This is a genomic window from Streptomyces sp. Ru71 (assembly GCF_002920535.1).
In the GTDB taxonomy this organism is placed as follows: Bacteria; Actinomycetota; Actinomycetes; order Streptomycetales; family Streptomycetaceae; genus Streptomyces.
In genome coordinates, this window is the sequence record NZ_PQSS01000012.1 from 84,531 (window position 1) to 105,513 (window position 20,983).

At 72.5% G+C, this 20,983-nt stretch carries 14 protein-coding genes and 1 pseudogene; 9 read left to right on the top strand and 6 right to left on the bottom strand.

From position 1 onward, the window contains the following. Positions 1 to 99 precede the first annotated feature (99 nt). Positions 100 to 1,728, top strand: a complete 1,629-nt coding sequence (gene groL / locus C3489_RS10485; RefSeq protein ID WP_103781484.1) for a chaperonin GroEL — start codon at positions 100 to 102, stop codon at positions 1,726 to 1,728. A 68-nt stretch (positions 1,729 to 1,796) separates the two neighbouring features. Here the strand turns inward: groL and C3489_RS10490 are convergent, their stop codons facing one another. From C3489_RS10490 to C3489_RS10500, 3 genes are all read right to left on the bottom strand, one after another. Further along, positions 1,797 to 2,492 carry an ester cyclase gene (locus C3489_RS10490; protein ID WP_103781485.1) on the bottom strand — a complete coding sequence of 232 codons (696 nt, stop codon included), beginning with the start codon at positions 2,490 to 2,492 and terminating at the stop codon, positions 1,797 to 1,799. A gap of 87 nt (positions 2,493 to 2,579) precedes the next feature. Next, entirely contained in the window at positions 2,580 to 3,353 is a 774-nt protein-coding gene (locus C3489_RS10495; RefSeq protein WP_103781486.1) for an SDR family oxidoreductase, read from the bottom strand. A gap of 62 nt (positions 3,354 to 3,415) precedes the next feature. Continuing rightward, entirely contained in the window at positions 3,416 to 4,084 is a 669-nt protein-coding gene (locus tag C3489_RS10500; RefSeq protein ID WP_103781487.1) for an MOSC domain-containing protein, read from the bottom strand. 80 nt (positions 4,085 to 4,164) lie between these two features. Between C3489_RS10500 and C3489_RS10505 the strand changes: the two genes are divergently transcribed. Then, positions 4,165 to 5,070, top strand: coding sequence for a LysR family transcriptional regulator (locus C3489_RS10505; protein ID WP_103781488.1), 906 nt, complete (start codon positions 4,165 to 4,167; stop codon positions 5,068 to 5,070). A gap of 58 nt (positions 5,071 to 5,128) precedes the next feature. Here C3489_RS10505 and C3489_RS10510 read toward each other — a convergent pair whose 3' ends face one another. Next, the gene (locus C3489_RS10510; protein WP_103781489.1) at positions 5,129 to 5,458 is read right to left on the bottom strand and encodes a WhiB family transcriptional regulator; all 330 of its coding nucleotides are present in this window, start codon (positions 5,456 to 5,458) and stop codon (positions 5,129 to 5,131) included. Positions 5,459 to 5,838: 380 nt separating this feature from the next. Between C3489_RS10510 and C3489_RS10515 the strand changes: the two genes are divergently transcribed. From C3489_RS10515 to C3489_RS10530, 4 genes are all read left to right on the top strand, one after another. Next, on the top strand, positions 5,839 to 6,450 hold the full coding sequence (locus tag C3489_RS10515) for a response regulator transcription factor (protein WP_003948568.1): 612 nt from the start codon (positions 5,839 to 5,841) through the stop codon (positions 6,448 to 6,450). 991 nt (positions 6,451 to 7,441) lie between these two features. Further along, on the top strand, positions 7,442 to 8,032 hold the full coding sequence (locus tag C3489_RS10520; RefSeq protein ID WP_103781490.1) for a sigma-70 family RNA polymerase sigma factor: 591 nt from the start codon (positions 7,442 to 7,444) through the stop codon (positions 8,030 to 8,032). Between the two features lie 164 nt (positions 8,033 to 8,196). Further along, complete coding sequence (gene guaB / locus C3489_RS10525; RefSeq protein ID WP_103781491.1) at positions 8,197 to 9,702, top strand: IMP dehydrogenase; 1,506 nt, start codon at positions 8,197 to 8,199, stop codon at positions 9,700 to 9,702. 125 nt (positions 9,703 to 9,827) lie between these two features. Then, on the top strand, positions 9,828 to 10,952 hold the full coding sequence (locus tag C3489_RS10530; protein ID WP_103781492.1) for a GuaB3 family IMP dehydrogenase-related protein: 1,125 nt from the start codon (positions 9,828 to 9,830) through the stop codon (positions 10,950 to 10,952). 661 nt (positions 10,953 to 11,613) lie between these two features. Here C3489_RS10530 and C3489_RS10535 read toward each other — a convergent pair. Beyond that, the gene (locus tag C3489_RS10535; RefSeq protein WP_103781493.1) at positions 11,614 to 12,822 is read right to left on the bottom strand and encodes a nucleotide sugar dehydrogenase; all 1,209 of its coding nucleotides are present in this window, start codon (positions 12,820 to 12,822) and stop codon (positions 11,614 to 11,616) included. 272 nt (positions 12,823 to 13,094) lie between these two features. Here C3489_RS10535 and C3489_RS10540 point away from each other — a divergent pair, with 272 nt between their 5' ends. Next, entirely contained in the window at positions 13,095 to 14,801 is a 1,707-nt protein-coding gene (locus C3489_RS10540; protein WP_103781494.1) for a glycerol-3-phosphate dehydrogenase/oxidase, read from the top strand. A gap of 87 nt (positions 14,802 to 14,888) precedes the next feature. Here the strand turns inward: C3489_RS10540 and C3489_RS10545 are convergent, their stop codons facing one another. Beyond that, the gene (locus C3489_RS10545) at positions 14,889 to 15,968 is read right to left on the bottom strand and encodes a serine hydrolase (protein ID WP_103781495.1); all 1,080 of its coding nucleotides are present in this window, start codon (positions 15,966 to 15,968) and stop codon (positions 14,889 to 14,891) included. Positions 15,969 to 16,214: 246 nt separating this feature from the next. Between C3489_RS10545 and C3489_RS10550 the strand changes: the two genes are divergently transcribed. Together C3489_RS10550 and C3489_RS10555 are read left to right on the top strand one after the other, a co-directional pair. Next, positions 16,215 to 18,200, top strand: a complete 1,986-nt coding sequence (locus tag C3489_RS10550) for a serine/threonine-protein kinase (RefSeq protein ID WP_103781496.1) — start codon at positions 16,215 to 16,217, stop codon at positions 18,198 to 18,200. A 162-nt stretch (positions 18,201 to 18,362) separates the two neighbouring features. Further along, positions 18,363 to 20,871 (top strand): annotated as a pseudogene (locus C3489_RS10555) (protein kinase). The last annotated feature ends 112 nt before the right edge of the window (positions 20,872 to 20,983 follow it).

Below are 20,983 nucleotides of genomic sequence, written 5' to 3' on the forward strand. Positions count from 1 at the left end.
CCTTTCAGCTGCGCCCCTGGCCCCTGCGACCGATAACGAAGCCGGGCGCCGGGGCGCAGTCGCTTTACTCCCAAGATTTCCGAGAGGGCTCCCGCTGCCATGGCGAAGATCCTGAAGTTCGACGAGGACGCCCGTCGCGCCCTCGAGCGCGGCGTCAACAAGCTGGCCGACACGGTCAAGGTGACGATCGGCCCCAAGGGCCGCAACGTCGTCATCGACAAGAAGTTCGGCGCCCCGACCATCACCAACGACGGCGTGACCATCGCCCGTGAGGTGGAGATCGAGGACCCGTACGAGAACCTCGGTGCCCAGCTGGTCAAGGAGGTGGCGACCAAGACCAACGACATCGCGGGTGACGGTACGACCACCGCGACCGTGCTGGCCCAGGCCCTGGTCCGCGAGGGTCTGAAGAACGTCGCCGCCGGCGCCTCCCCGGCCGCCCTGAAGAAGGGCATCGACGCCGCGGTCAAGGCCGTCTCCGACGACCTGCTCGCCACCGCGCGCCCGATCGACGAGAAGTCCGACATCGCCGCCGTCGCCGCGCTGTCCGCCCAGGACCAGCAGGTCGGCGAGCTCATCGCCGAGGCGATGGACAAGGTCGGCAAGGACGGTGTCATCACCGTCGAGGAGTCCAACACCTTCGGTCTGGAGCTGGACTTCACCGAGGGCATGGCCTTCGACAAGGGCTACCTGTCCCCGTACTTCGTGACCGACCAGGAGCGTATGGAGGCCGTCCTCGACGACCCGTACATCCTGATCACCCAGGGCAAGATCTCCGCCATCGCGGACCTGCTGCCGCTGCTGGAGAAGGTCATCCAGGCCGGCTCCTCCAAGCCGCTGCTGATCATCGCCGAGGACGTCGAGGGCGAGGCCCTGTCGACCCTGGTCGTCAACAAGATCCGCGGCACCTTCAACGCCGTCGCGGTGAAGGCCCCCGGCTTCGGCGACCGCCGCAAGGCGATGCTGCAGGACATGGCCGTCCTCACCGGCGCCACCGTCATCTCCGAGGAGGTCGGCCTCAAGCTCGACCAGGTCGGCCTCGACGTGCTCGGCACCGCCCGCCGCGTGACCGTCACCAAGGACGACACCACGATCGTCGAGGGCGCCGGCAAGTCCGAGGACGTGCAGGGCCGCGTCGCGCAGATCAAGGCCGAGATCGAGAACACCGACTCCGACTGGGACCGCGAGAAGCTCCAGGAGCGCCTCGCGAAGCTGGCCGGCGGCGTGTGCGTGATCAAGGTCGGCGCCGCCACCGAGGTGGAGCTGAAGGAGAAGAAGCACCGTCTGGAGGACGCCATCTCCGCGACCCGCGCCGCGGTCGAGGAGGGCATCGTCTCCGGTGGTGGCTCCGCGCTGGTCCACGCCTCCAAGGTCCTTGAGGGCAACCTCGACAAGACCGGCGACGAGGCCACCGGTGTCTCCGTCGTCCGTAACGCCGTCGTCGAGCCGCTGCGCTGGATCGCCGAGAACGCGGGCCTTGAGGGCTACGTCATCGTCTCCAAGGTCAAGGACCTGGAGAAGGGGCAGGGCTACAACGCCGCCACCGGCGAGTACGGCGACCTGATCAAGGCCGGCGTCATCGACCCGGTCAAGGTCACCCGCTCCGCCCTGGAGAACGCCGCCTCCATCGCCTCCCTGCTGCTCACGACCGAGACCCTGGTCGTCGAGAAGAAGGAAGAGGAAGAGGCCGCCGCGGGCCACGGCCACAGCCACGGCCACGCCCACTGAGCCGTCACGCTCGAAGAAGGCCCCGGTCACCTCGTCGGTGACCGGGGCCTTCCCCCTTCGCGGGCGGTTCAGTCGCCGAGTACCCCCAGCTGCTCCATCAGCCCCGCCCGGTCGTACTCCCACCAGCCTTCGCAGACCCGCCCGTCCCCGTCGACGCGGTAGATCGTCACCCCGGTCATCGTCACCGTGTCGCCGGACGACGGAACGCCCATGAACTCCGCCTTCTGCGTCCCCTGCCAGGTCCAGCGGGAGCAGACCCGGTCGCCTTCGGTGATCTGGTCGTCGATGCGGAACGAGAAGTCGAAGGCGTCGCGCCACATCTGAAGGTCGCGCCGGAAGCCGTCGCGGCCGATGTCGACCTCTTCCTTGGCCGGGTCGTGGTCGCGGTAGTCGTCGCTGACGATGTCGTCCAGCTCGACCTCGCCCTTGCCCGCCATCCGCTCGAAGAGCGTGCGCACGGTCGCCGCGTTCAGCTGGTCCTCGCGGACCACGTCCAGGTCCGTGAAGGTCGGCATCTCGTCGCAGAGCGCGACCATCTCCCGGAAGATCTTGTCCGTCTCGGGCAGGTTGGAGTTCTGCATCGCCTCCTCGTACGAGGGGAACTCCACGATCTCGATGAAGTGGGACGCGTCCGACCGGTCCTTGCCGATGATGTCGTGCGTCGCGGTCCGCTTGCCCTTGGTCTGTTCGACCCACTTGTCCATCAACCGGTTCATCTCGTCGAACCGGCTGGTCTTGCAGTCGATGAGCTGTACGAAGGTCATGGCGCCGCCTCCGGTCCCCCGTGGGTCCGGTGTTCGTCAGGCTCATTTTCCCACCGGACCGGCGGCGTCACCCGTCGTGCGGAAGCCTCACTGCGGCCCGTACTTCCGCCCCGTGCGCGAGGTGAGCCCGCCCAGCAGCCCGCGCGGCACCAGCTTCGCCGCGCCCATCAGGGCCTTGTAACGGGGGTCCGGGATGGACAGCGTTCTGCCGCGCGCCAGGTCCGCCAGCGCGGCGGCCACCACCTTGTCGGCGTCCAGCCACATCCAGTTCGGGATGTTGTCCGTGCCCATCCCGGCCCGCTGGTGGAACTCCGTCCGCACGAAGCCCGGGCACAGCGCCATCAGCCGGACCCCGCTGCCGGCCAGGTCCCGTGCCGCGCCCTGGGTGAACTGCACGACCCACGCCTTGGACGCCCCGTACGTGCCCCGCGGCACGAACGCGGCCACCGACGCCACGTTGACGACCCCGCCCCGGCCGCGCTCGCGCATGGCCCCGGTCGCCGCCGACGTCAGCCGCAGCACCGCCTCGCAGTGCACCTTCAGCATCTTCAGCTCGTCGGCCATGGGCACGTCGAGATAGCGGCCCTTGTTGCCGAAGCCGGCGTTGTTGATCAGCAGGTCGACCGGGTTGCGGCGGTCACCGAGGCGGGTGGCCACCGCCTCGATGCCCTCGTCCGTCGCCAGGTCGGCGGTCAGCACCTCCGCCTCGACGCCGTGCCGGTCGTGCAGCTCGGTCGCCTGCTCGCGCAGCCGCTTGGTGTCCCGGGCCACCAGCACCAGGTCGTGCCCGTCAGCCGCCAGCCGCCGCGCGAACGCGGCACCGATCCCCGCGGTCGATCCCGTAATCAGAGCCGTTGTCATGCGCCAAGACTAGTTACCCGCACTGACACACCCGGTGCCCCCGACCCCCCTCTGACGTCCGGTCAGCCGCCGTGCCGGCCGACGTACTTGTGCGCCGCCGCCAGCACCTCCGGGTCCAGCGCCGCCCCCGCCACGAGCAGCCGCGGCAGCAGCTCCCGCTCGGTGGTGACGGCGCGGAACTGCACCGCCACGGTCACGTCGTGGTCCGGCCGGTGCACCACCTCGATCGCGTCACCCGCGCGGATCTCGCCGGGCTGGATCACCCGCAGATACGCCCCCGGCGCCCCCCGGTGCGTGAACCGGCGCACCCAGCCCCGCTCGCCCAGGTGCCCTTGGAAGGTGCGGCAGGGGATGCGCCCGGAGGCGACCTCCAGGACCACGTCGGGGCCGATCCGCCAGCGCTCGCCGATCAGCGCTCCGGACACGTCCACGCCCCGCGTGGTGAGGTTCTCGCCGAAGACGCCGTTGCGCAGCGGCCGGCCCAGCTCGCGCTCCCAGGCGTCCAGGTCCTCGCGCGCGAAGGCGTACACCGCCTGGTCGTCACCGCCGTGGTGGCGCGTGTCGCACACCGCGTCCCCGGCCAGCCCGCTCGCGCCGACCCCCTTCGGCCCCGGCGCCGTCACCTTGACCGGCCCCTCCACGGGGCGCTTGTCGATGCCGGTCAGCCCCTCCGGCTGGTCCGTGTAGGGCACGGGCCGGGCCTGGCCCACGTTGAGAGACAGAAGCTTCATGGGGGCACGGTAGGCGAGCCCACCTCAAAGTGTCGACGACTTTTCCGGCGGAGCACCCAAGCCTGGCTTATGCTTGAGGGGTGATCGAGGCTCGTCATCTCCGTGTCCTGCGCGCCGTAGCCACCACCGGGTCCTTCTCGGCGGCGGCCCGTGAGCTGGGCTGCACCCAGCCCGCCGTCAGCCAGCAGATGAAGGCCCTGGAGGGCTCGGTCGGCACCCCGCTGCTGGTGCGCACCGGACGCGAGATGCGGCTGACCCAGGCCGGCGAGGCCCTGGTGCGGCACGCCACCGGCATCCTCGCCGGGCTGACCGCCGCCGAGGAGGAGGTCGCCGCCATCGCCGGGCTGCGCGCCGGACGGGTGCGGCTGGTGTCCTTCCCCAGCGGCAGCTCCACCCTCGTCCCCACCGCGCTGGCCGCCCTGCGCGCCGCCCACCCCGGCACCCGGGTCTCCCTGGAGGAGGCCGAGCCGCCACGGTCGGTGGAGCTGCTGCGCGACGGCGACTGCGACATCGCGCTCGCCTTCCGCTACGAGGGCGCGGCGGGCGCGGAGGAGTGGGACGACCTCGTCGTGCGGCCCTTGCTGACGGACCGTCTCGTCGCGCTGCTGCCGGAGCGGCACCCGCTCGCGCGCACCGCTTCCTCGGGGTCGCTCGCGATCGGCGCGCTGGCCGACGAGCCGTGGATCGCGGGCTGCCCGCGCTGCCGGGGCCAGCTGGTCGAGGTCTGCCGGAGTGCGGGCTTCGCGCCGCGTATCGACTTCGCCACCGACGACTACCCCGCGGTGGTCGGCCTGGTCGGCGCCGGCCTCGGCGTCGCCGTCCTGCCCCAGCTCGCGGTGGAGTCCGTACGGCCCCGTGGCGTACGCATGTTGACGCTTGAACCGTCGGTGCGGCGGGAGATCGTCGCCCTGACCCTGCCCGATCTGGCGCAGGTGCCGGCGGTGGCGGCCACGCTGGAGCAGCTGGCCCGGACGGCGCGGCGGTAGGGGCACAAGGTGAGGGCACGCGCGTCTGCGTGCCCTGGATGGTTGCAGAAACGTTCTTTCAGGCGTTCGAACCGGCGTGCCCGCCGGCCGCCGACGCCGTCACCAGGCGGTTGCGCGCCCGCCCCATGAGCTCTTCGCGCTCGTCCTCGGTCAACCCGCCCCACACGCCGTACGGTTCGCGCACCGCCAAGGCGTGAGCCGCGCACTGCGCGCGGACCGGGCACCTCATGCAGACCTCCTTGGCCGAGTTCTCGCGAGCACTCCGCGCCGCACCGCGCTCACCCTCCGGATGAAAGAAGAGGGAGCTGTCCACACCGCGGCAGGCAGCCAGCAGCTGCCAGTCCCACAGGTCCGCGTTCGGTCCGGGAAGGCGGGAGAAATCTGCCATTACGTGACCCCTTGCAGCCGTTCTGAGTGGATACGGTGCCCACGACCGTACAACTACGATCTAAGGAGATGAAAATATGACTCATTGCGAATCTAGCCTCAGACACCAGCGCATGGGAAGAAATGGGGCCAAATGGGGCATGGTTGTGATGAAAGCTTGAGGGTTGGCCCTGTGTGTCTCCACCGTGTCCGCCCCCTCACGTAGAGTGCCGAAGATGGCAGACGGCCCCGTAACTCTTTCGAGTGACCGTCGTTGAGAGTGCGGAGGCGGTTGAAAACACAAGGGCTCGGGCAGGCGTCCGAGACGGTCGACCGCACAGGTGACGATTTCGTACCAGCCTGGAGGCACAAGGTGACGCGCATCAGCTGCGGAGGGCGGCCATGACTTCCGTCCTCGTCTGCGACGACTCCCCGCTTGCCCGAGAGGCGCTCCGCCGCGCGGTCGCGACCGTGCCCGGCGTCGAGCGCGTGACGACGGCGGCCAACGGCGAGGAAGTCCTCCGCCGCTGGGGCGCCGACCGCTCCGACCTCATCCTGATGGACGTCCGGATGCCGGGCCTCGGCGGCGTCGAGACCGTGCGCCGGCTGCTCTCCGCGGACCCGGGCGCGCGCATCATCATGCTGACCGTCGCCGAGGACCTCGACGGCGTCGCCCTCGCGGTCGCCGCCGGTGCCCGTGGCTATCTGCACAAGGACGCCTCGCGCGCCGAACTGCGCGCCACGGTCACGCAGGCGCTCGCCGACCCGACCTGGCGCCTGGCCCCGCGCCGCCTGCGCTCGGCGGAGATGGGCGCCGCGCCCACCCTCACCGCACGTGAGATCCAGGTGCTGGAGGGCATGAGCCACGGCCGCTCCAACGCCGAGATCGGCCGTGAGCTGTTCCTCTCCGAGGACACCGTCAAGACCCACGCCCGGCGCCTGTTCAAGAAACTCGGCGCCTCCGACCGCGCCCACGCGGTGGCGCTCGGCTTCCGCTGGGGCCTGGTCCGCTAGGGCCTGTCCGCCGCACCGGGTCGGCGAGGGGCGACGGTGCCTTGTCCACGTGGGCGAACGGGGTGACGCGCGACGCTCGCCCGCGCGACGAACGCAAGCGGCGTCGCGCGGGCGGCCGGGGGTGCCTGGTGCGCGGTCCGCGCCGCGCGGCGTGCCGGGGGTGTCCGGGCGGGTCGCCGGGGCGGGCTGTGTCTCGGGGGTGTCCAGCCGGGGATACGGGGTGCTCTGACCTGTGCCGGGCCGGTTCGGTACGCCGCTGTGGGCCCGCCGGGCAAGGGCACGTCTTGTCGGTGCCGGAACCCCACCCTCTCGTGCGCGTCGACGGCATGCCGGGCGCACGCACGCCGACCGGTGGGCCCCGCCGCGTACGCCTCCCGGCACTCGTGGCTCCGTACGACAAGCGGCCGCCGGGGCGGGACTCCGGTGCCGGTGTTTCCTCCAACGACCGGCCGTGCCGTACCCCCGTCGGTCCTCCGCACGGTGTGGCACGGCCCGGGGCGTTCCACGGCGCCGGACCGCGCTCCGTCCCCGGCCCCCGGCCGATACGGCGCACCGCCGCGGGTTGCCCGGGGTTCCGGCGACGGCCGGCCGTGCCGTACCGCAGCCACGCGTGCCCGGGGCATGGCGTGTCTCCTCGTGCGGTCGCTGCCCGGCGCCGTCAGGGCGGACCCCGCCCCGCGTCCCAGGTCGGGCGCGTCCGGAGCGCCCTCGGCAGGGGGCCGTCGACCAGGAGGCCGGGCGGGGCGAGCGCACGTCCTCGCACACGCGCGTACAGGCGTTCCCCGCCCCGTGGCGGACTCCCCGCGGACGCCCGCTGCTCGTTTCGGCGCCGATGCCGCATCCTTGAGGTGTGGAGTTCCTCGGGGACGAGTCGGTCGAGCGGAAGGGGAGGGCGCAGGGGATGAGTTCCGGCGCACCTGCTCATAACGCTTCGGTGCACAACGCCGAGCGCGGTGCCACGGACGTCAGAGCCGCAGGGCACCATGGACCGATGCGTGACGACGAGGCGGCCACTCCTGCCCAGGGGGCGATCGGCCCCCTCGTGCACCGCGCCGTCGACGGCGACGAGCAGGCCACGCACGACCTGCTCGCCCACGTCCACCCGCTGGCGCTGCGTTACTGCCGCACCCGGCTGTCCCGGCTGCCCGGTGACGCCCGGCACTTCGTCGAGGACCTCGCCCAGGAGGTCTGCGTCGCCGTCCTGCTCGCGCTGCCGCGCTACAAGGACACCGGCCGGCCCTTCGAGGCGTTCGTCTTCGCCATCGCCGCCCACAAGGTCGCCGACCTGCAGCGGGCGGCCATGCGCCACCCGGGTTCGACGGCGGTGCCGTCCGACGAGATGCCCGAACGGCCCGACGACTCGCTCGGCCCCGAGGAGCGCGCCCTGCTCAGCAGCGACGCCGAGTGGGCGAAGAAACTGCTGGCCAACCTGCCCGAGAACCAGCGCGAGCTGCTGCTGCTGCGCATCGCGGTGGGCCTCACCGCCGAGGAGACCGGCCAGATGTTGGGAATGTCACCCGGCGCGGTCCGGGTGGCGCAGCACCGCGCGCTGAGCCGGCTGCGGGCGCTCGCCGAGCAGTAACTGCGCCTGTCCCTGGCCGGATCGGCGCCTCAGTTGAACAGACGATCCGCGGTTTTCGTAGGAACATCCGAAGCCGGAAGGCGTCCATGACCGTGGAATGAGACGGGTCCATCTCCCGTTAGCATGGACATCCGCACCGATCAAGGCCATTTGGGGAAGGTGTCATGACTGCAAACGTCGACGGAGTGCCCGGTAAATTCGCGACACTCGGGCTGACCTACGACGACGTGCTGCTGCTGCCGGGCGCATCCGAGGTGCTCCCCAACGCGGTCGACACCTCGTCCCGTATCTCCCGCAACGTCCGGGTCAACATCCCGCTGCTCTCGGCGGCGATGGACAAGGTGACCGAGTCCCGCATGGCGATCGCGATGGCCCGTCTGGGCGGCGTCGGCGTCCTGCACCGCAACCTGTCCATCGAGGACCAGGTCAACCAGGTCGACCTGGTCAAGCGCTCCGAGTCCGGCATGGTGGCCAACCCCATCACCATCCACCCGGAGGCCACGCTCGCCGAGGCCGACGCGCTGTGCGCCAAGTTCCGCATCAGCGGTGTGCCCGTCACGGACGGCAACCGCAAGCTGCTCGGCATCGTCACCAACCGCGACATGGCCTTCGAGACCGACCGCTCCCGCCCGGTGAGCGAGGTCATGACGCCGATGCCGCTGGTCACCGGCAAGGTCGGCATCTCCGGCGTCGAGGCCATGGAGCTGCTGCGCAAGCACAAGATCGAGAAGCTGCCGCTGGTCGACGACGAGGGCGTCCTCAAGGGCCTGATCACGGTCAAGGACTTCGTCAAGGCGGAGAAGTACCCGAACGCCGCCAAGGACGCCGAGGGCCGCCTGCTCGTCGGTGCCGCCGTCGGTGCCAGCCCGGAGGCGCTGGAGCGCGCCCAGGCGCTCGCAGCCGCCGGTGTGGACTTCCTGGTCGTCGACACCTCCCACGGTCACAACAGCAACGCCCTGAGCTGGATGGCGAAGATCAAGTCCAGCGTGAACGTCGACGTGATCGGCGGCAACGTCGCCACCCGCGACGGCGCCCAGGCGCTGATCGACGCCGGTGTCGACGGCATCAAGGTCGGCGTGGGCCCCGGCTCCATCTGCACCACCCGCGTGGTCGCCGGCATCGGTGTCCCCCAGGTCACCGCCATCTACGAGGCCTCCCTCGCGGCTCGCCCCGCAGGCGTCCCGCTCATCGGCGACGGCGGTCTGCAGTACTCCGGCGACATCGGCAAGGCGCTGGCCGCCGGCGCCGACACCGTCATGCTCGGCAGCCTCCTCGCCGGCTGTGAGGAGTCGCCCGGCGAGCTGCTGTTCATCAACGGCAAGCAGTTCAAGTCCTACCGCGGCATGGGCTCGCTCGGCGCCATGCAGTCCCGTGGCCAGGCCAAGTCGTACTCCAAGGACCGCTACTTCCAGGCCGACGTCGGCTCCGACGACAAGCTCGTCCCCGAGGGCGTCGAGGGCCAGGTGCCCTACCGCGGCCCGCTCGCCAACGTGCTGCACCAGCTCGTCGGCGGTCTGCGCCAGACCATGGGCTACGTCGGCGCCGCCACCATCGAGGAGATGGAGTCCAAGGGCCGCTTCGTGCGGATCACCTCGGCGGGTCTGAAGGAGAGCCACCCGCACGACATCCAGATGACGGTCGAGGCGCCGAACTACAGCAGCAAGGCGTGACCCACGCGCGCGTGCGGCGCGTCTGAGGCCGGCGGACGGCGGTCCCGGAGCATCCGGGGCCGCCGTTGTCGTACCGGTCGGGGATACTGGAAGGCGCTGCAACGCATCAGGGAAAGGCCACCAACGTGACTGAGATCGAGATCGGGCGCGGCAAGCGCGGCCGCCGGGCGTACGCCTTCGACGACATCGCCGTCGTCCCCAGCCGCCGTACGCGGGACCCGAAGGAGGTCTCGATCGCCTGGCAGATCGACGCCTACCGCTTCGAGCTGCCCTTCCTGGCCGCCCCCATGGACTCCGTCGTCTCCCCGGCGACCGCGATCCGCATCGGCGAGCTCGGCGGCCTCGGCGTGCTGAACCTCGAAGGCCTGTGGACGCGCTACGAGGACCCGCAGCCGCTGCTCGACGAGATCGCCGAGCTGCCGGCCGAGGCCGCGACCCGCCGCCTGCAGGAGGTGTACGCGGCGCCGATCAAGGAGGAGCTGATCGGGCAGCGCATCAAGGAGGTGCGCGACTCGGGCGTGGTCACCGCGGCCGCGCTCTCCCCGCAGCGCACGGCCCAGTTCTCCAAGGCCGTCGTGGACGCGGGCGTGGACATCTTCGTCATCCGCGGTACGACGGTGTCGGCGGAGCACGTGTCCTCCTCGCACGAGCCGCTGAACCTCAAGCAGTTCATCTACGAGCTCGACGTCCCGGTGATCGTCGGCGGCTGCGCCACGTACACCGCCGCTCTCCACCTGATGCGCACCGGCGCGGCGGGCGTCCTGGTCGGCTTCGGCGGCGGCGCCGCGCACACCACGCGCAACGTGCTGGGCATCCAGGTCCCGATGGCCACCGCGGTCGCCGACGTGGCCGCCGCCCGCCGCGACTACATGGACGAGTCCGGCGGCCGGTACGTGCACGTGATCGCGGACGGCGGCGTCGGCTGGTCCGGCGACCTGCCGAAGGCGATCGCCTGCGGCGCCGACGCGGTGATGATGGGCTCCCCGCTGGCCCGCGGCACGGACGCGCCGGGCAAGGGCCACCACTGGGGCATGGAGGCCGTCAACGAGGAGCTGCCGCGCGGCCAGAAGGTCGACCTGGGCACGGTCGGCACGATCGAGGAGATCCTCACGGGTCCCTCGCACACGCCGGACGGCTCGATGAACTTCTTCGGCGCCCTGCGCCGCGCGATGGCCACCACCGGCTACAGCGAGCTGAAGGAGTTCCAGCGCGTCGAGGTGACGGTGGCGGACTCGCAGCACCGGCGCTAGTCGCCACAGCGGACGGCTGAGAAGGGCCGGTCACCCCGGGCGGGGTGACCGGCCCTTTCGCATGCGTGCGCGCGTGTCGTGCCTGGTCAGGGGGCGCATGGCGCGGGAGGGGGCGCGTGGTTGCGTTCAGGGCGAATGTGGGCCGAACGGGCGTAAGGGGGCGGTAGTGTCCGTGATCGGCGACCCCAGCTCTCTGGGTCGCCCCCTTCCAAGGACATGGTTCCGGACCCGCGCCCGCGGGGCCCGGCCCGCGTTCCGAACGGACGGTCCACCGGGCACTGGGCGGTGTCGTGGACGGGGGCGCCCATGGGACGCCATCGCAAGCCCACTCGCTGGGACGAGATCCGGCTTCGGCTGGTGAAGTTCCGGAGGAGGTGGATCTTGCGACTCTTCGGATGGTGAGCGGCCGTCCCTATAGAGAGTAGGGACGGACACCCGTGAACCATCAGGAGCCTGCCGCAGTAGCCCCTGCGGTGGGCTCCACCTATGTCGGTGTGATGGTGAGCGGCCGTCCCTGCGAGAGCCAGGGGCGGACACTCCCTGATCCATCCACGAACCTCCCGCAGTGCCCTCTGCGGTGGGCTCCACCTGCCTCCAAGTTACCGGCGTGCGATCCCCCACGCCACCAGCCCGGCCGTCTCGCACCACCGCGCGCCCCCGGTCACAACCGGTGCGCCGCCCCCGTGGGCGTGGCCCCCCGCGTGTCCAGCAGCAGCTGGGCCTTCACCGACAGGCCCTGGAGGTCGTACGTGCGGTGCTGCTGGAGCAGGATTGTCAGGTCGGCGTCGGCGGCGGCCTCGTAGAGGGAGTCGGCGCGGGGGACCGGGCGGTCCAGGACGTTCCAGGACGGGACGAGCGGGTCGTGGTAGCTGACGGCCGCGCCGAGCTTCATTAGCGCCGTCGCGATCTCCTCGGCGGGCGTGCCCTGCTGGTCGGCGAGGTCGGGCTTGTAGGTGACGCCGAGCAGCAGCACGCGGGCGCCGCGCGCGGACTTGCCGTGCTCGTTGAGCAGGGCGGCGGCGCGCTGGACGACGTAGCGGGGCATGCGGCTGTTGACCTGCTGGGCCAGTTCCACCATGCGCAGCCCGCGGACCGTCTTGCTCGACAGGTCCTGCGGCACGGAGTGGCCGCCGACGCCGGGGCCGGGGCGGAAGGCCTGGAAGCCGAACGGCTTGGTCTCCGCGCAGCGGACGACGTCCCACAGGTCGACGCCCAGCTCGTGGCACAGGACGGCCATCTCGTTCACTAGCGCCATGTTGACGTGCCGGTAGTTGGTCTCCAGGACCTGCACGGTCTCGGCCTCCTTCAGGCCACGCGCGCGTACCACCTTGTCGGTGAGCCGGCTGTAGAAGGCCGCCGCCGACTCGGTGCACGCGGGGGTGAGGCCGCCGATGACCTTGGGGGTGGTGGCCGGCGTGTGGTCGCGGTTGCCGGGATCCACTCGACTGGGTGAATAGGCGAGGTGGAAGTCGCGGCCCGCGCGCAGGCCCGAGCCGCGCTCCAGCAGCGGCCGCAGGAAGTCCTCCGTCGTACCGGGCGGCACCGGGGATTCGAGGATCACGGTCGTGTGCGGGCGCAGCCGCTCGGCCAGGGTGCGCGCGGCCGTCTCGACCTGGCCGAGGTCCAGCTCGCCGTCGGCGCCGCGCGGGGTGGGGGCGCAGATGACGGCGGTGCGGACGCGGCCCAGCTCGGCGGGGCCGGTGGGCTGCCGGAAGCCCCCCGAGAGCATCCGGCGCAGTTCGGCGGGGGTGAGGGAGGAGGCCTCCGGGCCGGTGCGGTAGCCGACGGTGGGGATGCCGGCGGCGACGGCGGCCTGGGCCAGGGGCAGGCCGAGCGGGCCGAGTCCGATGACGGCGAGATCTGCGGGCATGGCGTGGGCCGTCCTTCCCAATAACCGAAGCGGGACAGGTGCGCAAGCCCGGTGGACAGATTGAGCGAGCGCAATGTCAGACTACGGGTAAATATGACCGATTAGGGGGATTGTTCGTGTGCGTTTCCGTGGGCGTGGCAGGGCTGTTGTCCACAGGCTGTGGGCCGTGGTGGCTGAAGTCGGGCAAGACCGTCAAAATTTGGGCATGAGGGAGGGGAACCGGGCTTCGCCCGACGGGTGCGGCCGACGCGGATGAGATGCGGGAGGCAGCGGTGAGGACAGCGACACTGGGGCCGGCGCAGCGCGCCGAGTCCCTCGCGGCGATGGCCGAGCGGGAACTGGACGTGCTGGTCATCGGCGGTGGAGTCGTCGGTGCGGGCACCGCCCTCGACGCGGTCACCCGAGGACTGTCCACAGGCCTGGTCGAGGCGCGCGACTGGGCCTCGGGCACGTCCAGCAGGTCCAGCAAGCTGATCCACGGCGGCCTGCGCTATCTGGAGATGCTCGACTTCGCCCTCGTACGGGAGGCACTGAAGGAGCGCGGCCTGCTGCTGGAGCGGATCGCGCCCCATCTCGTGAAGCCGGTGCCGTTCCTCTACCCGCTCCAGCACAAGGGCTGGGAGCGGTGGTACGCCGGCTCGGGCGTGGCGCTCTACGACGCGATGTCCATGGCCCGCGGGCACGGCCGGGGCCTGCCCCTGCACCGTCACCTGACCAGGCGTCACGCCTTGCGGGTGGCGCCCTGCTTGAAGAAGGACGCGCTGGTCGGAGCCTTGCAGTACTACGACGCGCAGATGGACGACGCGCGTTTTGTCGCCACCCTGGTGCGCACGGCGTCGTCCTACGGCGCGAAGGTGGCCAACCGGGCCCGGGTGACGGGGTTCCTGCGTGAGGGCGAGCGGGTCGTCGGGGCCCGGGTCAAGGACGTCGAGGGCGGCGGCGAGTACGAGGTCCGCGCCAAGCAGATCGTCAACGCCACGGGCGTGTGGACCGACGACACCCAGGCCATGGTGGGGGAGCGCGGCCAGTTCCACGTCCGCGCCTCCAAGGGCATCCACCTGGTCGTGCCGCGCGACCGCATCAGCTCCTCCACCGGGCTGATCCTGCGCACCGAGAAGTCGGTGCTGTTCGTCATCCCCTGGGGCCGGCACTGGATCGTCGGCACCACCGACACCGAGTGGAACCTCGACAAGGCGCACCCGGCCGCCTCCAGCGCCGACATCGACTACCTGCTGGAGCACGTCAACTCCGTCCTCGCGGTGCCGCTCACCCGGGACGACGTCGAGGGCGTGTACGCGGGGCTGCGGCCGCTGCTGGCCGGCGAGTCCGACGCCACCAGCAAGCTGTCGCGCGAGCACACCGTGGCGCACCCGGCGCCCGGGCTGGTCGTCGTCGCCGGCGGCAAGTACACGACGTACCGGGTGATGGCCAAGGACGCCGTCGACGAGGCGGTGCACGGGCTCGACATGCGCGTCGCCGACTGCGTCACCGAGGAGATCCCGCTGCTGGGCGCGGAGGGCTACCGGGCGCTGTGGAACGCGCGGGCGCGCATCGCCGCGCGGACCGGACTGCACGTGGTCCGGGTCGAGCACCTGCTGAACCGTTACGGCTCGATGGCCGAGGAGCTCCTCGACCTCATCGCGAAGGATCCCACCCTCGGTGAGCCGCTGCAGTCCGCCGACGACTACCTGCGCGCCGAGATCGTCTACGCCGCCTCCCACGAGGGGGCGCGGCACCTGGACGACGTGCTGACCCGGCGCACCCGCATCTCCATCGAGACCTTCGACCGCGGCACGCGCAGCGCCCGTGAGGCGGCCGAGCTGATGGCGCCGGTGCTCGGGTGGGACAAGGGCCAGATCGAGCGCGAGGTCGAGCACTACGAGAAGCGGGTGGAGGCCGAGCGGGAGTCGCAGCGCCAGCCGGACGACCAGACGGCGGACGCGGCCCGGCTGGGGGCGCCGGACATCGTGCCGTTGTAGGCGCGTACCTGCCGGTCCGGGTGGGAGCGTGCCGTATCACCCGAAAGAGTGGCGCCGGGCGGGATCTCCGTTCGGCGCCCGTCCGTTCTAACGGGTGCGAGGGCAGAACTCGGCGGAGAGCAGGGCCGGTTCGAGGCGGGGGTCTGCGATCGCGGTCGTGTTCACCCGGAAGGTGAGGACATGACGGCCGTCGACGGTGGCCGCGGTGCGCACGTAGCTGCCGGATATCCGACCGTTGTGCCCCCACACCGTGGTGCCGCACGGCAGCTTCACCGGGTACAGGCCCATGCCGTACACGCCTTGTGCGGCACGGGTGTCGAGCATCTCGCGCAGCCAGTGCGGGGGCAGCAGCTCGCCGCCGAGCAGCGCCGCGTAGAAGCGGTCCAGGTCGGCGAGCGTGGTCACCAGCTCGCCCGCGGCCCCGGCCGCCCGCGGGTCGAGCGCGGTGACGTCGGAGCCGTCGGCGGCGTAGGCGCGGCCGTGCGGCGAGGGCAGCGTGGTGCGGGAGCCGGGGAAGGAGGTGCCGGACAGACGCAGGGGAGCGAGGACGCGCCGCTCGGCCTCGGCGGCGTAGGAGTGACCGGTGACCTGCCGGATCACCATCCCGAGCAGGACGTAGTTGGTGTTGGAGTAGGAGAAGCGGCCTGGGTCGGCCGGAGGGTGGGTGAGCGCCACGCGCACGGCCTGAAGCGGAGTGACGGGGACGGTGCCCCCGGTGAGCCGGGTGAAGTCGTACAGCCCGCTGGTGTGGGTGAGCAGGGAACGCAGGGTCAGCGCGCGCCCGTCGTTGCCCGCGCCGCGCACCAGCCCGGGCAGGTGCTGCTCCACGGTGTCCGACAGGGACAGCCGGTGCTCGGCGGCCAGTTGCACGACGACGGTCGCGACGAAGGTCTTGGTGAGGCTGCCGGCCCGGAAGTGGTCGGCGCGGGAGATCCCGGCCCCGGCGTGGACGTAACGGCTGCCGGTGCCCTCACGGACCAGCAGGGCGGCGGCGGGGGCACGGCCGCGGGTGAGAAGAAGAGGGAGGACGGCGTCGGGGGCCGTGCGGGCCTCCGCCGGGGCCATGGTCGGAGTCGCGGCAGGGGTCGTGCCGGCGTCCGTCGGGGGCAGGCAGAGGAGGACGGCGGCTGTCGTGAAAACGGCGAGCCGGGTGCGTAGCGGCACCATCGCGGCCTCCTCGGGAATCCCTTTGTCGCCTGTTGTCGTCTGTTGTCGCCTTCGTGTCGCCCCCTTCTCGCCGCCCCATCATGCAGGCATACGGAATGAGGGATTCACTCGGGTGGGACCGGCTCCGCCCCCTGCCGTGGGGCCCGTCGGGCCGTGCGCGTTCCAGGGGCACCCTGGGTGCGTCGGGCACTTGTCGGGTGAGGGACAATGGAGGCTCTGTCAGGGCGGGTTGGTTTGAGGGGACGCATGTCGGAGGCGGAGCGGGCGGGGACACCTCGTCAGGACACTCGTCAGGACTCTCGTCAGGACAGGAGCGAGCGTCTCCTCGCCGGGCGGTACCGGTTGGAGGGCGTGCTCGGGCGCGGTGGCATGGGCACCGTGTGGCGGGCCACGGACGAGACCCTCGGGCGGACGGTCGCGGTCAAGGAGCTGCGCTTCCCGTCGAACATCGACGAGGAGGAGAAGCGCCGGCTCATCACGCGGACGCTGCGTGAGGCCAAGGCGATCGCGCGGATCCGCAACACCAGCGCGGTGACCGTGTTCGACGTGGTCCAGGAGGACGACCGGCCCTGGATCGTGATGGAGCTCGTCGAGGGCAAGTCCCTCGCCGAGGTCATCCGCGAGGACGGGCTGCTGGAGCCCCGGCGCGCGGCCGAGGTCGGGCTCGCCGTCCTCGACGTGCTGCGCTCGGCGCACCGCGAGGGCATCCTGCACCGCGATGTGAAGCCGTCCAACGTGCTCATCGCCGAGGACGGCCGGGTCGTGCTCACCGACTTCGGCATCGCGCAGGTCGAGGGCGACCCGTCCATCACCTCCACCGGCATGCTCGTCGGTGCGCCCTCCTACATCTCCCCGGAGCGGGCGCGCGGGCACAAGCCGGGGCCGGCGGCCGACCTGTGGTCGCTCGGCGGGCTGCTGTACGCGGCGGTGGAGGGCACCCCGCCCTACGACAAGGGATCGGCGATCGCCACGCTCACCGCGGTGATGACCGAGCCGCTGGAGGAGCCGAAGAACGCCGGGCCGCTCAAGGACGTCATCTACGGGCTGCTCACCAAGGACCCGGCCGAGCGGCTGGACGACGCGGGTGCCCGGGCGCTGCTCAAGTCCGTGATCAACGCCCCGGAGGGGACCGAGGCCGGGCCGGCGCCGGCGGCGGACGCGACGAAGGTCGTGCCGTTGCCGCCGCAGCCGGCCGGGCCCACGGGCAAGCGGGGCGAGGAGGCGGCGGAGCGGCTGCGCGGGGCGCTGCGTTCCGTGCGCAAGGCGGCCGCCTCGGCGGGGTCGTCCGGTGCGGCCGCTCGTGGTGCGTCCGGTGACGGCGGCGCGTCCGCGGCAGCGGCGGAGGGCACCAAGGCGACGTCCACCGCGGCCGGCGGCGAGAAGGGGGCCGCTGCCGCCAAGGGCCGCACCAGTGGCGGCGGTTCCGGGTGGAACGTGGTGCCGCCGCCGGACCTGGACCTGTCGCCGCGGCCGGTGCCCCGGGCGCCGCTCACGGACGTCGTGCCCAAGCGCACACTGGTGATCATCGCGGTCGTCGCGGCGCTCGCCGTGCTCGGCACCGTGCTGGCCTTCGCGCTGAGCGGGGACGACAGCGACAGCAAGGGCGCGCAGGGCAGGCCGACCGGGTCCGCCGCGAGCGCCTCCGGGAACACCAAGGTGGACGAGCGGGACGGGGCCCGGGCCGGGGGTTCCGCCTCTTCCGCCTCGTCGGCCTCCTCCGCCTCGGCCGCGACGCCGCCGGCCGCGAGCGGGGCGGGTACGCCCGGCGCGAGCGCCGGGGCGGCCGCCGGTGGCGGGGCGCCGGTGGCGAGCACCCACCGCAGCGGCCAGGGCTACACGATCGGGCTGCCCGCGGGGTGGGCGTACCAGTCGACCGGCTCGGCGGGGGACCGGTTCACCGGTCCCGGCGGTCAGAAGCTGCTGGTGGGCTGGACGACCACGCCGAAGGACGACCCGGTCGCGGACTGGCGGAACCAGGAGCGCGGCATGGTGCGTTCCCAGTACCAGAAGATCCGGATAGAGAAGGTGGGCTACCGGGGGTGGAACACCGCCGACTGGGAGTTCACCTACACCGAGGACGGCACGCGGTACCGGACGGTCGACCGGGGCTTCGTGGTGAACGACCGCCTGGGCTACGGGCTGATGTACACGGCGAAGGCCGCCGACTGGGACAGCGACCTGCGCCGGCAGACCTGGCAGACGCTGACGGAGAGCTTCCAGCCGAAGAAGTGACGCCGGCCGTCCGCGCGTTCGTCGGCTGAGATCCGGCAACCCCTCTTTGCGGGTTGCCTCCGGCACGTATCGTGAGTGCTTGCGGACCGTACGCATCGGCGGATGTCCCAAACGGTACGCGTGGCGAACGGAATTGACCGACCGGGCGGCGGGGGTGGCGACGTGGACGAGTACGCGGGACGGGTCCTCGCCGACCGCTATCGCCTGCCGCTGCCGCCGTCCGACGCGTACGAACTCACCGAGACCCGGGCCTTCGACACCTACAGCGGGCAGGAAGTCCTCGTCCGGCAGGTGCCGTTGCCGGAGGTCGTCGAGGCGGAGGTGCTGGACGCGGAGGGCCTGCCGGCCGGGTTCACCCCGCGTGAGCGCCGGGGCGCGGGGCGGGGCCCGGGCGCGGGCGCGGACGTGCGGCGGCCGGTGGATCCCGCGGTGCGGCGGGCGGTCGAGGCCGTGCAGGCCGCGGCGCGGATACCCGACCATCCGCGCCTGGACCAGGTCTTCGACGTGTTCGCCGAGGGCGGTTCCCTGTGGATCGTCAGCGAGCTGGTGGCCGCGCGTCCGCTGGCCGCGCTGCTGGCCGAGCAGCCGCTGTCGCCGTACCGGGCGGCCGAGGTCGCCTCCGACGTGCTGATGGCGCTGCGGGTGCTGCACGCGCACGGCTGGGTGCACCGCAACATCACCGCCCGTACCGTCCTGGTCTGCGACGACGGCCGGGTCATGCTCACCGGTCTCGCGGTCGGCGCGGCCGAGGAGGCGCTGTGCGGATACGACCCGGTGCCGGTGGAGCAGCGGGGCGAGGCCGCCTTCGGGCCCGGTCCGGGCGGCGAGGGAGCCGGTGCCGGGAGCGCGGCGGAGGCCGGTGCCGGGCGCGTCCCCCGGCCGGGGCGGCCCGAGGAGGCCGGTGCGGGCCTGGACGCCGAGAGCGCGCGCCGGGCCGCCATCCAGGCACGGGCCGCCCGTGGACTGCCGGGCCCCGGAGTCCCGGCGCCTGGTGCCGGTGCGCCGGCCGGGGCGGCGGACGACAGCGCCGAGGACGTACGGGCGGCGCGGGCCGGCGCGATCGCCGCGTACCGGGCGGGCGCGCGGGCGGCGGCCAGGGTGCAGGAGGCCCAGCGGGGCGCGTACGAGGCCCAGCGGGGCGCGTACGACGGTCGCACGGCCCTGCCCGGCGCCCGGCCCCCGGCCGGGACGGGCCCCGCCACGCATCCCGGCGGCGGCACGACCCAGCCGTCGCCGTACGCCCCCGACGGCACCGGCGGACACGATCCCGCGCCCCCGGGCCGTATCGCCGACCCCTACGGCGTGCGCGGCACCCCGGCGCCGCACACCCCCGGACAGCGCCGGCACCGCACCGCCCGCCCCGGGCCAGGCGACCGCCGCGCCCTGGGGCGCCCCCGCCCCCGGAGCCCCAGCCGGGCATGGTCCGCGTACCGCGCTGGCCGCCGAGCGGGCACGGCAGGCGCGGATGGCGGTGGTGGGGCCCGTCACCGAGCGCTGGGCGCCGGAACAGGCCGGGCCGGTGCACGAGAACTGGCAGCTGGCCGCCCCCATCGGGCCCGCGACCGACCTGTGGGCGCTCGGCGCGCTGCTGTTCCGGGCCGTGCAGGGGCACGCGCCGTATCCGGAGGAGTCGACGGCCGAGCTGGTGCAGATGGTGTGCGCCGAGCCGCCCGCCTTCGCCGAGGAGTGCGGCCCGCTGCGGCCGGTCGTGGAGTCCCTGCTGCGTCAGGACCCCACCGAGCGCATCGACTTCGAGGAGCTGAGCGGCTGGCTGCGCTCCCTGGTGCGGTCGGCGCCCGAGCCGGAGGCCGGGGTGCACGTCGTGGCGGCGCCGCCCGCCGACCCCCGCAGGCTGCCCGTCGTACGGCGCCGGGGCGAGCTGGTGCGCCGGCGGCGTGCCGGGCTGCCCGCCGCGCACGGCCGGCACAAGAGGGCGGGCGCGAAGGAGCGTTCGCCGCGCAGCCTGGGCCGCACGCTGCTCCTGCTGATCCTGCTCCTGCTGGCGGCGGCGGTCGCGTACGCCGTGTTCTTCCTGCCCAAGCCCGGCGGAACCGAGGACAACGGCGCCGACCGGACCGGTGCGGCGGGGTCCGCCTCCCGGGAGCCGACCGCGAGCAGCGAGCCCCGCCCGGAGCAGACCTCGCCCGGCGGGCAGGAGAGCAACGGCCCGGCGGCGTCGACCGGTTCCACCGACGCGCAGACCACCGGGCCCGCCGTCGCCGACGGGTTCACCCTGCGCGACGACCCAGCCGGCTTCCGCGTCGCCGTCGCGAGCGGCTGGCAGCGCACCCCGGGCAACGGCCGCGGTCAGGTGACGTACACGCACGGCGGTTTCGAGCTGATCGTCGTCCCCGGCCGGGACAGCGCCGCCCGGTACGGCAGCGACCCGATGACCTACCAGCGCGAGCGGGAGCCCGAGCTCCAGCCCTACCGGGACTCCTCCTGGGCCACCGCGACCGGCCTGAAGACGATTCAGGTCGGTGGACGGACCACGGCCGAGGGGCAGTTCACCTGGACCGGCGCCGACGGCCGCGAGCTGTACGTGCGCAACATGGCGCTGCTGGTCGGCGGCCGCTACCACGTGGTGCAGGTGCGCGGCCCGGAGGCCGAGCGGGACGAGGTGACCCGGCTCTACGAGCAGGCGTCGGCCAGTTACCAGTACACGGGCTGAACGCCGTACGCCCCAGGCGCCTCATTGGTTGCCTGTCGTCACTCAAAGCGACAACCGTCACAGTGAGGTCACCGTGGCCCCCCGCTGGTTCCCCGGACGCGGCCCTGTCTTT